We start from the raw sequence: 12,884 nt of genomic DNA, 5'->3' as shown, positions 1-12,884 counted from the left end.
TTACACATGAAAAAAGGATTTGTTTTTGATTTAGACGGCGTTATCACGGATACAGCTAAATACCACTACATCGCATGGAAAGAATTAGCTGCGGAGATTGGGATCGAGATCGATTTGAAATTCAATGAGCAGTTAAAAGGCATTAGCCGCATGGATTCTTTAGAGCGAATCTTAACACTAGGCAACAAAAATGATGCCTACACAGAAGTCGAAAAAGAAGCCTTAGCGACAAAGAAAAATACCCACTATGTACAATTATTACAAAGCTTGACTCCTGATGATCTATTGCCGGCGGTAAAGACGTTCCTTGATGAAGCCAAAGCAAAAAATATTCCTTGTGCCATCGCTTCGGCATCCAAGAATGCGCCGTTTATTTTGGACAAACTAGGTGTCATGCAAGACTTTGATACGATCGTTGACCCAGCAACCTTGAAAAAAGGCAAACCAGATCCAGAAATCTTTATCCAAGCAGCGCTAGCACTAGGCATTGAACCGGCAGAAGCAGTTGGGTTTGAAGATGCTCAAGCAGGGATCGACGGCATCAAAGCTGCTGGTATGTACGCGGTAGGCGTTTATTCAGGAGAAGAACTACACGGTGCAGATGTGATCGTTGAAAAATTGACGGATCTAAACATTGACGAACTTTTGGCGAAATAGTCGATTGCATTTCCAAATTGGCCTCGCTATAATAGCCAAAGAGGGGGCAATCCGATGAACAAGTTCAAAGAGATATTTTTAGATTTAGAACAAAAAATTCTAGCAAACGAATACCCTCCGCATTCTTTGCTGCCTAGCGAAAACCAATTGATCAAAACTTATGGTGTCTCCCGCGAGACTGTCCGTAAGGCATTGAATTTATTGCGGGATGCTGGTTATATCCAAAAGAAACAAGGGAAAGGTTCAATCGTCCTAGACTTGAATCGCTTTGATTTCCCGATTTCCGGCTTGACGAGTTTTCGTGAGCTGCAAGATACCCAACGCATTCCTAGTGAAACAAAGGTTGTCGAGATCCGTAAGATCGCCGTTTCGCCAAAGCTGCACGAGACCACTGGTTGGCCTGTCGCTTCTGAGGCATGGAAACTGATCCGTCAGCGGAGAATCGATGGAGAAGTGGTGATTTTGGATAAAGATTACCTTGATGCTTCTATCATCGAAGAGTTGCCAGAAAACCGAGCGAAAGTATCGATTTTTGATTACTTTGAAAATGATCTTGGCCTTGAGATCGCTTATGCACAAAAAGAAATCACTGTTGACCCCGTCAACAAAGAATTGCGGGATCTAATGGATCTGCGTCCTGAAGATCAGCATGTCGTTACGGTTCGCAGCCTCGTGTATCTAGAAGACACGCGCTGTTTTGAATACACCGAATCGATCCACCGACTGGATAAATTCCGCTTTGTGGACTTTGCCCGTCGACGCAAGATTTGATGGACGTATAGACGTGAAAAAGACAAAACAGACCTAGACTTCACCGAGAAGTCTGGGTCTGTTTTATGTTTCAATCCCCCCTCTCGAGATGATGCTGGATCGATCCTTCCTCTTTTCGCCTCTGTCGCTAACGATTCATCCTTTTGCTTTCCCGGCGTTTGACTGCCGACGAACAAAAAAGGCTCGATCATTTATGGGACTGATGAAGCACAGTTGATTTTGAACAACTCAGTCGTCCTTATTAACAGTCAGCCACACAAAAAAAGCAGTACCCTCTGAGAGGATACTGCTTTTGCTTGCTATTTGGCGTAATCCGTTGCGCGGGTCTCGCGAATAACGGTTACTTTGATATGACCTGGGTAATCCAAATCGTCTTCGATCTTCTTGCGGATGTCGCGAACCAATCGTACAGCATCCAAATCAGAAATCTCTTCTGGTTTGACCATTACACGGACTTCACGTCCGGCTTGGACTGCAAAACTGGAATCGACACCTTTGAAGCCGTTGGCGATATTTTCTAGGTTTTGCAAGCGGCGAATATAATTTTCCAATGATTCGCTGCGGGCACCTGGACGGGCTGCTGACAAGGCATCTGCGGCTGCAACTAAAACAGAGATAACCGATGTTGCTTCAACATCTCCATGGTGAGAAGCGATCGCATTGATCACCACACCATTTTCTTTGTATTTGGCAGCTAACTCAGCCCCGATCTCAACGTGAGAGCCTTCGATTTCATGGTCAAGGGCTTTCCCGATATCATGCAAGAGTCCGGCACGTTTGGCTAACTGAATATCTTCGCCTAATTCTGCGGCAAGAACACCGGTTAGTTTTGCGACTTCGATCGAGTGGTTCAAGACGTTTTGTCCGTAGCTGGTACGGAAACGCAAACGACCTAAAATCTTGATCAAGTCTGGATGAAGGGTGTGAGCACCGACTTCAAAGGCTGCTTGTTCCCCATATTCACGAATATGCTCATCCATTTCTTTCCGAGATTTTTCGACCATTTCTTCAATTCGAGCTGGATGGATCCGGCCGTCTTGAATCAGTTTTTCAAGGGTCATACGAGCAATTTCACGGCGAATCGGATCAAATCCTGATAAGACGACTGCTTCTGGCGTGTCATCGATGATCAAATCGATCCCTGTCAAGGTTTCAAGGGTCCGAATGTTCCGACCTTCTCTTCCGATGATTCGACCTTTCATCTCATCATTTGGTAATGATACGACCGATACCGTGGTTTCAGACACTTGGTCTGCGGCACAACGTTGGATTGCTAGGGACAAGAGATTTTTTGCTTTTCGATCTGCTTCTTCCTTCGCACGCTGTTCAGATTCTTTGACCATGATCGTTAATTCATGGTTCAATTCCTCTTCCGTTGATTTCATGATCAACTCTTTTGCTTCATCTCTAGACAGCGCGGCGATGCGCTCTAATTCTTTCTGTTGTCCATCGATTAAGTTTTCTACTTCTTTTTCTCGCTCGTCAATTAATTGTTGTTTCTCACTAAGTCTGCCTTCTTTATCTTCAAGTGAGCGTTCTCGTTTTTCCAAAGAATCGTCCTTACGATCAAGTACTTGTTCTCTTTGGAGTAAACGATTTTCTTGTGATTTTAAATCAAGTTTGCTTTCTTTCAACTCACTTTCAATCTCTGACCGATACTTCTGATTTTCTTCCTTAGCTTCTAACAATGCTTCTTTTTTAAGAGTTTCTGCTTCTTTCTTAGCGCTTTCGATAATTCCAGCTGCAGAATTTTGGGCGCCGTTGATTTCTTTCTCATGACGAGATTTCGTCACATAAACTCCTAATCCAAGACCGACAATTAAACCGATGATAGCGAGGAGAATGTAAAGTAGTTCCAATGAATCCACCTCCATACTATCTTTTTAAATATTTTGTAATTTTGATTAACAAAGGATAACAAAATTATCAATTCGCTACTTCTTATGTGGAAATCCACATACGTTTATTCTAATGTTTGAACACAAGAGTGTCAACTTTAAATAATAAAGTAAACTTTCGCAACCCTTCCTTTTTACGGATGTTTTTTCAACAATAGATGAATCTAGCAAAAAGCCACAAAAAAGCCAAACAACGAGGTTGTTTGGCTTTTTCAAGACTTATTCGTCTAACGGTAATTCTTCTTGCGCTTCCTCGAGGGTTACGGTCTCTCCTGTTCCAATCCCGTAAGCATCGCGGACGCGAGCAGAAACTTCTAGCATCATTTCTTGGTGTTCACGCATATAGTTTTTGGCGTTTTCACGACCTTGACCGATACGATCCCCTTTATAGGCATACCACGCACCGCTTTTATCGACGATGTCTTGTTCCACGGCCATATCCAATAATTCACCTTCTTGGGAAATACCTAGACCATACATCATGTCGACTTCCGCTACTTTAAATGGTGGCGCTACTTTGTTTTTGACTACTTTGATCTTCGTGCGGTTCCCGATGATATCTGTACCGGATTTCAATTGCTCAGCACGACGTACTTCCAAACGGATGGTTGAATAGAATTTCAACGCACGTCCACCAGGTGTCGTTTCTGGATTCCCAAACATGATCCCAACTTTTTCGCGAATTTGGTTGATAAAGATCGCGATCGTTTTCGTTTTGTTGATGGAACCAGAAAGTTTCCGTAATGCTTGTGACATCAAACGAGCTTGCAAACCAACGTGGGTATCACCCATTTCACCATCGATCTCCGCCCGTGGGACTAAAGCTGCTACCGAGTCAATAACTACGATATCAACCGCACCACTTGAAACTAAGGCGTCAGCGATCTCTAATCCTTGTTCCCCTGTATCTGGTTGTGATAACAAAAGATCATCGATATTTACACCTAATTTTTGCGCATACTGAGGATCTAACGCATGTTCGGCATCGATAAATGCTGCTGTACCGCCATTTTTTTGGACTTCCGCAATGGCATGTAAAGCAACTGTCGTTTTACCAGAACTTTCTGGTCCGTAAACTTCTACGATCCGTCCTCGTGGGTAACCACCTACACCTAATGCAACATCCAAGGCCAATGAACCACTTGGGATCGTTGAAATTTGTTGATCAACTTTTTCGCCAAGCTTCATGATGGCACCTTTACCATAGTTCTTTTCAATCTTCTTTAGTGCAGCATCTAAGGCTGCTTTACGATCATCTGCCAAACGGATAATCCTCCTTATATTCATCACTTTCGTGTGTCGTTCATAAGATAATAATAGTCCTTCTGAAGGGAAATTGCAAGAAAAAACGAACAAACATTCGCATTAATTTAATAATTCCTTACGTATTTGATTTAAGCCTGCCATGACAGCACTATGCCGAATGTAGGCGCGGTCGCGGTTGAAGTGATACAGCTGGCTTGAGACGCCTTTGTCAGAAGCTAAGGCGATCCAAACAGTGCCTTTGGGCTGGCCTTCTAGTTCGTCTGGACCAGCAACACCGGTGAAGGCCACCGCATAATCGGTCTCTGCTTGTTTGCGGGCATAGACGGCCATTGCTTCCGCACACTCCTGACTAACAGTCCCATAGCTTTCTAAAAGCGCTGAATCGATGCCTAAGAGCTTGCTTTTTGTTCCAGCAGAATATGTCACGAACCCACCGGGAAACACCTCAGAGACGCCAGGAATCCCTCCTAGGGTCGCTTGAAACAAACCAGCGGTCAAACTTTCCGCTGCGGTGACGGTTTTCTTTTTCTCGATTAGTAGATCGACGACTGTTTCTGCCAGCGAATTTTGTTCCCCATATCCATAGAAATACGCACCGACCCGTGCTTGGACGGTTTCTTCTAATGCATCCAATTGTTTGATTCCTTGCGCCTCATCTGCGGTTTTGACCGTCAGACGCAATGTGACCTCATTGGGTTTGGCATAAGGGGCGATGGTGGGATTGACTTGGTTCTCGATCAAATCGGCCAATTCTGTGACCAACGCCGATTCCCCGATCCCGTAATAGCGCAAAACGCGAGAAAGCAAGACTTCTTCTTGGGGAAACTGCTCTAACAGAAGTGGTTTTGCGTGGGTAAGAAACATCGCCTGCAGTTCACTTGGCGGTCCTGGCAGCAGCAAATAACTGGTAGCGGCTGTCTGATAAAAAATCCCGATCGCTAGTCCATTGGGATTTGGCAAAGACACACCGTCTTTGAAGACTAAGGTCTGCCGCAAATTGTTTTCCGTCATCCTCCGTTGACTGTTTTCAAAGAAGGCTTTCAATTGGTGATAACCTGGTTCATCTCGCACTAATTCCTGTCCCACATGGCGCGCAGTGACTTGTTTCGTCAAGTCATCGTCGGTGGGCCCTAAGCCGCCGCACAGCACGATCAAGTCGCTGCGTTTGTCGGCGATCGTCAGCAATTCCTCTAAGCGATTGGGGTTGTCCCCGACAACACTATGATAAAAAACATCGATCCCTAGACTTGCAAGTTCTTCTGACAAGAAGGTCGCGTTCGTATTCACCACCTGTCCTAAAAGTAATTCGGTCCCGACTGCAATAATTTCTGCTTTCATTCTTTTACTCCTTCATTTATCAGATACGTAAAAGTCTTTCATATTGACAAAAAAAGTCCAGAAAACTTCTGAACTTTCGTGACTTGTATCCTTGTTTTTATCGCTTCTTTATCTAAATCTAGAAATTTTACATAGAATCTTTAAAAACATTCGTATTTTTTATGAAATAATCGACCCCGGAATAGATCGTAAAGATCAAGCATAGATACAACATGATTTGATCGACAGGTAAACCGATCATTGAAAAGGGAATGTTGTTCAAGAACAAGAAAATGATCGCAACCATTTGTGTCGCGGTTTTGATTTTCCCCGGCCACGCAGCAGCCATGACTTCGCCACTTTGTTCCACTAACAACAAGCGTAAACCTGTCACTGCCAACTCACGGCAAACGATGATCGAAACTACCCAGCCTGGGGCTTTGTCTAATTCGACCAGCATGATAAAAGCCGTCATGACGAGCATTTTATCTGCTAACGGGTCAGCAAACTTCCCGAAGTTGGTAACAAGGCCTCTGGAACGAGCGATCTTGCCATCTAGCCAGTCCGTAATGCTGGCTGCCGCAAAAAGGATCGCTGCAATAAGGTGGGTGTTTTCTAATTGTGTCGTACCAACGGTCATCGTGCCAAGATCGATCGGCAAAACCAAGACCAAAATAAAGATGGGGATCATAATGATCCGTAATACAGTTAATTGATTGGGTAAATTCACGAAATAGACTCCTCTCTGCCGACTATTGTACGAAATAACGGCAAATCATGCCACTACTTCTGCTTTTCACCAGTCGGGTGCAACAGATAACTTTTAGCTAATGATACCTCAATAAGGCGCATTTGTCAGATTTATGCCGCATCGTCTTGGTATTCAATCACGAGACGGACCGTCTTTTGTAACAATTCAAATTGTGGATCAGAAAAGTCCACTTCCTGTCCATTGGCCTTGATGGAGATATTTTGGCTTGCGCCCAGGGTCAAAGTCGCATTCGTGGCGCCTTCTGGCAGCGTCATTGATTGCGTTTCCCCTGCTTGTAGAGTGTATTGGTACACATAAGCATTGTCAACTTGTACACCGACCCAACAAGAAGCATCTAGCCCAGTAAATGCCAATTCAATAGGGTTTTCTGCATCTTTCATCGTGATCGTGATCGACGATTGCGTCGAATCACTGGCAGTCATCGTCATTTTCGCTTCGCTGGATTCCGTCGTACTTGAGGACTCCGTCGCTTCACTCGAAGTACTGGTTTCTTCCGTACTTGTCGTGGTGGAAGCTGTAGACGCCGAATTTTCTACCACGAGAGAAGAACTCCCTTGGATCATCGGTGTTGTATTACGGTCTTGCCAAGCCATGTAGCCCACGATACTCACGATCGTAATGGCAACCAGGCCTAATAGAATCATCGGCAAATAGCGGACGACAAATGAGCCGCTTTTTTCTTCTACGTGCTGTGCTTTTCGTGAGCCGCTGACGGTTTCAGGCTGCGGTCTTTTTGGTAAGGGGGCGTCTAACGTATCTTTGCCATCAAAAACGGCCACCAATTTGTCGCCGTCTTCTCCAACCGCTGCTGCATATTGGCGAATAAACGCGCGGACATAAAAAGTGCCTGGCAATTGATCAAAACGCTCCGCTTCAATTGCTTCTAAATAGCGTTTTTGGATCTTTGTCATTTGTTGTAATTCAATCAATGAAATGTTTTTATCTAAACGGGCTTGCCGTAATTTTGCTCCAATCGTTGTTTCGTTGGCCACTCGATCATCTACTCCAGTCTTTTATTCATCTTTAAAAAAAGCCCTAAAATCGCTTCGCTGCTTGTCGTAAGGTCAGCAAAGCTGCTCTATCATTTTAAAACAGGGGTTCCCTGTATCAGTCAATAAAAAAAACTCCGTCACGCCGATTTCCATCTGGGCGCGTCGTCTACTAAATATAACATTTTTTCCGTGATTTTTTGCAAAAAAACAAAAAAAGATTTTGCTTCAATAATTAAAGAATACCATAAAAGAAAAAGTCTGAGGATAGCCTAACCACAACTCGCAAACAAATTTTAATACTTTTCGCCAAATTGGCATCAAAATGCAAGAAAAAACCACCCTTTGACGCAAAAAGAAAACACTGAATGATCTAGGAGTTGGGCAGCCCTTGAGCTGTTGGGCCTTCCTCCTTGAATCATTCAGTGTCGCTTAAATGACAGCTGTTTGACAAAACCAGCCTTCGCTTAGGCTTTTTCCGTTGGATACATGTAAAAACGGCTAAACGCTTTAGGATCGATAAAGGAACGAGCCGCTTGCTGAACATCTTCCAAAGTGATCGATTGGATTACCTCCGGTAGATCAAAGAGCGTCGTTTCACCGAATAAGCTTTGGGTAAACTGATTTGCAATAAACTCCAATGAGTTCAGTGATTGGAAATATTTCCCTAGCATTTTCTTCTTCAATAACGTCAAGTTTTCTTCATTAATCTCTGGGTCGTGCTGGAAATTCATTAAGATCGCTTCGATCTCTGCCAACATTTCTTTTGGCTCTTCAGAATCCCCCGAGAAATCGGCAAAGTAAAAGCCGCGATCCAAGTTCACTTCAAATCCAAACGTGTCATCGATGATGCCTTGATCATACAGACGTAAATAATTGGCGGAAGTATTGCCTAAAACCAATTGGCAGAAAAGGTTCAACGCATTTTTGAAGCGTAAGAGCTCTCTTCCTGATTCCGGCAGTTTGTTCAAGTCCCCTTTGATCCCTAACACGCCTTTAGCACGTGTCACTGGCATGGTAAGACTTGATTCTGCTTGAATATCGGCAAAGGTTTCTTCAGGAAACTGGCGAATGATCGCTTGCGTTTCTGGAAAGGTCTTGGCCGCTTGATTGGTCCGAATCCACGCCATCGTTTCTTCCGGATCGATATTGCCTACCACAAAAAGTGTCATGTTGCTTGGGTGATAGAAGGTATTGTAGCAAAGATACAAGTCTTCTGCGGTGATCTGCGCAATGCTTTCCACCGTACCAGCGATATCGATATGCAGGGGGTGCTTCGGATACAAATTTTTGATGATGCCGAAAAACTGCTGCCAGTTCGGATCGTCATCATACATTTGGATTTCTTGGCCAATGATCCCTTTTTCTTTTTCAACGGTTTCTTCTGTGAAATACGGGGCTTGAACGAAATCAATCAACGTTTCAAGGTTCAGCTTGATTTGATCGGTTGCCGAAAAAAGGTAGCTGGTTTTCGTGAAACTGGTAAAGGCATTGGCAGAAGCCCCCTGCTGACCAAAGGTTTGAAAGACATCGCCGTCTTCTTTTTCAAATAGTTTGTGCTCTAGAAAATGGGCAATGCCATCTGGAACTTGATGCAATGCTTCGGGTGAAAACCCGAAATGATTGTCGACAGAGCCATAGTTCGTACTGAAAAGTCCGTAAGTTTTATGGAAATCGGCTTTTGGCAGCAAAAAAACTTTCAAGCCGTTTGGCAATACTTCTTCATAAAGGGTCTCATTGATTTGCTGATAGACTTTTTTATTCATGGGTCGTCTCCTTATCCAGGAAGAATACAGCTTGCAAGGACACGTTTTTGGCCAATGCTTGGACATCTGCTACGGTCACTTGAGCCAATTTCTGCATAAATTCATCTTCCGTCATTTTCGTATTCGGTACCCACTGATTCAGATAGGCTGCTTCGATCAGTGCTTGTGGGTTATCCAACGAAAGCAAGTACTGGTTTTTCAACATCGCTTTTGTTTGTGCCAGTTCTTCCGCTGTGACTTCGCCACGCTGCAAGCTTTGCAGCTGTTGTTCGATCAATTTGAAGACCTTGTTGCGGTTTTTGCCGTCGATTCCTGTTTGGACCGACAAGTACCCGCGAAACGTATCGATACTGCTGGAAGCATAATAAGCCAAACTTTCTTTCTCTCGGACATTCATAAACAGTTTTGAATGAGGGAATCCGCCAAACAACCCGTTGAAGACCATAAAGGCGATCCGCTCGGCTTGGTCATAATACACGCCAGTATGATAGCCTAAGTTCAATTTGGCTTGAATGATTGGTTCCCGCAAGATTTTCTCGCGAATGATATTTTCCGCCGCTTGCTGATAAAAGACCGGTATTGCTTGGTCTGGCCGATCGGTAAAGGCCATGTTCTGGAAAATCTCCGCGACTTCTGCTTCAACCACATCGCCGATCACAAAAAGATCGATTTGGTCATTGTCCATCATTGAGCGATAGGTTTGGTAAAGCTCTTTTGCGGTCACAGCTTCTAAGTCTTGGGGACGGCCAAAGCTCGGATACTTCTGATTCTGATCGTTTTCGAAATACAACTCTTGCAGCCCTAAAGAAGCCAATGCTTGCTTATCTTCTGCCACGCTGTTCATATAGGCGATCAAGTTGTGCTTTTCGATGGTAAAGTTCTTTTCCTCAAATTGCTCCTCGTGGGCATTCGGATGGAACAAAACTTCTGCTAAAAAAGCGGCTGCTTGCGGCAAGACTGCTTCATCTGACACATACTTCCCGTTGACAAAGGACATCGCTGCATTGATTTGATGCAGATTGCCCCGTTTGTTGACATTCATTCCGAAGCTGGCACCGTAAAGCTCCGCCAGTTGACTGCTAAATGCGGTCTGCGTCGGATAAGCCAAACTAGTCGTTTCTAATAAACTAGTCAATAAAGTCCGTTTGGCGGTCATTTCGGCCTGCAATGGTGCAGTGAACCGAACGAAAAAACGGATCGTTTTATACTTTTTGGTCGGCAGCACCGTTAACCGAACACCTTTTTTTAATTCAATAGACATGTGACACCCCTTCTAGAAGCAAAATTATCTCTTCAATTATAGCATAGCTGACAAACTTTCTCCTTGGCTCATTGATCAAACCTGCTGCAGCGAGCGTTTTTTTTTATAAATCTTGCATTTTTCGCTATACTGTCAGTAAGATTTAGAAGGGAGGATACAGGATGATTAAAGAATTTAAAGAATTTATTTTACGAGGAAACGTCATTGACTTGGCGATCGGGGTCGTAATCGGGAGTGCCTTCACCGCAATCGTCACTAGTTTAGTTGAAGGATTGCTGACACCATTGGTTTCATGGATCTTATCACTCTTCGGTAACGCCGATGCCTTTTCTGGCTTGGTCTTTGAACCCGCCAAAAATGTAGTCTTTGATTTTGGCCGCGTCATCACTGCCATTATTACGTTCTTGATTACCGCATTTGTCTTGTTCTTGATTGTCAAAGCAGTGAACAAATTACGCAATCTGAAACAACAACCTGAGGAAGACGAAGTACCAGAAATCACTGCAGAGGATTATTTAGAAGAGATTCGTGATCTTTTAAAAGCGCAAACGCCTACTGCCAACACCGTTGATCCACGTCCAACATCATTGGACGATACGATCAGATAAGAAACCGGCTCTTTGTCATTAAGGACAAAAGAAGCAATTCGGATTCATCCGATCCATCAATCATAGCACTAAAAGAAGCAAGCACGGCGAACCTCTCTAGAGAGTCGCTGTGCTTGCTTCTTTTTTCATCCCGACATGCAGGATCCCGTCTTCATAAAAAGGCGGTGTAATAGTTTTAAAGCCATACTGGCCGTAGAATTTTTCTAAGTGGGCTTGTGCTTCGATCTCAATAGGCAAAGCCGGATAACACTGCTCAATGCGATGCAAAACTTCTTTGATCAGACGATGGCCTTCTTTTTGCCCCCGGTATGCCGGTGCCACAATGACCCGACCAAAATGCACCGTTTGTTCCTGCTGGAAAATACGGGCATACGAAACGACCTGCCCGTCCTCATCAAGGGCCCATAAATGTTTGGCCTGTGCATCGATCGCATCGATCTCCTGATACGCACACGCTTGTTCCACCACAAAAACTGCTGTGCGCAAACGGGCAAGTTGATAAAACTCCACCCCAGTCATTTCCCCTAACTCTTTTAGAAAAAACGCCATCCCATCACTCCTTATCTTGTTGAACCAAAAAAGAGTCAACAAAGTGTCAACTCTTCTTGTTTCAAACAGCTTCCGATAAAAATTCAATCTCAACAGTTCTGGTTAAAATATCTGAATAACTATAAGAAACCCGCTCGAATGAATTCTCGTTTGGATCCAAATCTACAACAAAAACTGAAGGATAAGTTTCTGTCAAAACGCCGCGACGTTCAGTTTGACGCTTACGTCCAGTCTGAGCAACTAGCATAATCTCACTACCGATACGGCCTTCTAAATCTTTCTTGATTGTAGCTAAAGTTGTTGGCATCGCATTCACCTCGAGCATCATTATACCACGAAATGCAGAAAATTTCAAGTTTACCATAAAATAATTCTACTTTCAATAAGATTTTTGTTAAACGTCTTTGATAAGCGCTATCAATTTTGTCCTACCACGACTGAAAGCGCTTTTTATTTTTTCGTAAGACAGCTTTTCTTGAGCCGCAATCTGATCAAGTTCTAATCCTTTTAAATAATTCATTATAACCATTCTTTCTAAAGACGATAAACTTTTCGGATACTCTACCAACGATTCATTAACAAACAAATAGGTCTCTGCAGTTTCCGCACAGCGATTATGATCGGTCAAAAACCGATTGCCTTCTTGTGAAAGCTTTTCTTCCAGCGAGCAGGCATCGACTTGGGCTTTGCGTTTTTGGGCATGCTGCGCCCGCAACAAGCTGCAGATACGATTTTCAAAGGATCGCTTAAACAAGATACCCAGCGTCGTTCCTTTGTCCTGATCGTAAGTCTTTAGACACTTATTAAAAACGATCCGGCCTTCTTGCAGCCAATCATCTAAGTCATAATCCCGCAGATAATATTTTTTATGCAAAATCTCAACGATCGGTCGATATTTTCTGAACAACTCTTCAAATCTATCAGAAGGGTGTGATACTTGTCCTTCTTCCCTGCGCATCGATATCACTCCTTTTGTTTTTGCTTCATTTGCTACAAAAGGAGCGTATCATAAATGGCTGGGACATCTTCT

At 43.7% G+C, this 12,884-nt stretch carries 13 protein-coding genes; 3 read left to right on the top strand and 10 right to left on the bottom strand.

What is annotated here, in order from left to right:
* Positions 1 to 6 precede the first annotated feature (6 nt).
* Positions 7 to 657: a beta-phosphoglucomutase gene (gene pgmB, locus ACIPK1_RS08080; RefSeq protein WP_400450498.1), complete on the top strand. Its 651-nt coding sequence runs from the start codon at positions 7 to 9 to the stop codon at positions 655 to 657.
* A 54-nt stretch (positions 658 to 711) separates the two neighbouring features.
* Positions 712 to 1,428 (top strand): trehalose operon repressor, encoded by a 717-nt coding sequence (gene treR, locus ACIPK1_RS08075; RefSeq protein WP_005226457.1) that lies wholly within the window; start codon positions 712 to 714, stop codon positions 1,426 to 1,428.
* A 299-nt stretch (positions 1,429 to 1,727) separates the two neighbouring features.
* On the opposite strand, the gene rny is transcribed toward treR, so the two are convergent.
* From rny to yfmF, 7 genes are all read right to left on the bottom strand, one after another.
* Positions 1,728 to 3,302 (bottom strand): ribonuclease Y, encoded by a 1,575-nt coding sequence (gene rny, locus ACIPK1_RS08070; protein WP_005232891.1) that lies wholly within the window; start codon positions 3,300 to 3,302, stop codon positions 1,728 to 1,730.
* A 243-nt stretch (positions 3,303 to 3,545) separates the two neighbouring features.
* Positions 3,546 to 4,589 (bottom strand): recombinase RecA, encoded by a 1,044-nt coding sequence (gene recA, locus ACIPK1_RS08065; RefSeq protein ID WP_008376737.1) that lies wholly within the window; start codon positions 4,587 to 4,589, stop codon positions 3,546 to 3,548.
* A 102-nt stretch (positions 4,590 to 4,691) separates the two neighbouring features.
* Positions 4,692 to 5,930: a competence/damage-inducible protein A gene (locus ACIPK1_RS08060; RefSeq protein WP_005232893.1), complete on the bottom strand. Its 1,239-nt coding sequence runs from the start codon at positions 5,928 to 5,930 to the stop codon at positions 4,692 to 4,694.
* A gap of 127 nt (positions 5,931 to 6,057) precedes the next feature.
* A complete protein-coding gene (gene pgsA / locus ACIPK1_RS08055; protein WP_005232894.1) occupies positions 6,058 to 6,639 on the bottom strand; it encodes a CDP-diacylglycerol--glycerol-3-phosphate 3-phosphatidyltransferase in 582 nt (193 codons plus the stop codon).
* Between the two features lie 131 nt (positions 6,640 to 6,770).
* Entirely contained in the window at positions 6,771 to 7,673 is a 903-nt protein-coding gene (locus ACIPK1_RS08050) for a helix-turn-helix domain-containing protein (RefSeq protein WP_005232895.1), read from the bottom strand.
* A 464-nt stretch (positions 7,674 to 8,137) separates the two neighbouring features.
* Positions 8,138 to 9,436, bottom strand: coding sequence for an EF-P 5-aminopentanol modification-associated protein YfmH (yfmH, locus tag ACIPK1_RS08045; protein WP_196043913.1), 1,299 nt, complete (start codon positions 9,434 to 9,436; stop codon positions 8,138 to 8,140).
* Positions 9,429 to 10,697, bottom strand: a complete 1,269-nt coding sequence (gene yfmF, locus ACIPK1_RS08040) for an EF-P 5-aminopentanol modification-associated protein YfmF (protein WP_301388892.1) — start codon at positions 10,695 to 10,697, stop codon at positions 9,429 to 9,431. The genes yfmH and yfmF overlap by 8 nt, the downstream gene beginning before the upstream one ends.
* Positions 10,698 to 10,858: 161 nt before the next feature.
* Here yfmF and mscL point away from each other — a divergent pair, with 161 nt between their 5' ends.
* Positions 10,859 to 11,305 (top strand): large conductance mechanosensitive channel protein MscL, encoded by a 447-nt coding sequence (mscL, locus tag ACIPK1_RS08035; RefSeq protein ID WP_005232898.1) that lies wholly within the window; start codon positions 10,859 to 10,861, stop codon positions 11,303 to 11,305.
* 96 nt (positions 11,306 to 11,401) lie between these two features.
* Here mscL and ACIPK1_RS08030 read toward each other — a convergent pair whose 3' ends face one another.
* From ACIPK1_RS08030 to ACIPK1_RS08020, 3 genes are all read right to left on the bottom strand, one after another.
* Complete coding sequence (locus ACIPK1_RS08030; protein WP_016611661.1) at positions 11,402 to 11,854, bottom strand: GNAT family N-acetyltransferase; 453 nt, start codon at positions 11,852 to 11,854, stop codon at positions 11,402 to 11,404.
* 61 nt (positions 11,855 to 11,915) lie between these two features.
* Complete coding sequence (locus ACIPK1_RS08025; protein WP_005226417.1) at positions 11,916 to 12,161, bottom strand: Veg family protein; 246 nt, start codon at positions 12,159 to 12,161, stop codon at positions 11,916 to 11,918.
* Positions 12,162 to 12,248: 87 nt separating this feature from the next.
* Positions 12,249 to 12,812 carry a sigma-70 family RNA polymerase sigma factor gene (locus tag ACIPK1_RS08020; protein ID WP_005232901.1) on the bottom strand — a complete coding sequence of 188 codons (564 nt, stop codon included), beginning with the start codon at positions 12,810 to 12,812 and terminating at the stop codon, positions 12,249 to 12,251.
* Positions 12,813 to 12,884 lie beyond the last annotated feature (72 nt).

The organism is Enterococcus sp. NPDC086594 (assembly GCF_044746145.1).
Taxonomy (GTDB): Bacteria; Bacillota; Bacilli; order Lactobacillales; family Enterococcaceae; genus Enterococcus_D; species Enterococcus_D entomosocium.
The sequence above is the reverse complement of the archived record's forward strand: the minus strand, read 5'-3'. Positions and strand labels throughout refer to the sequence as shown.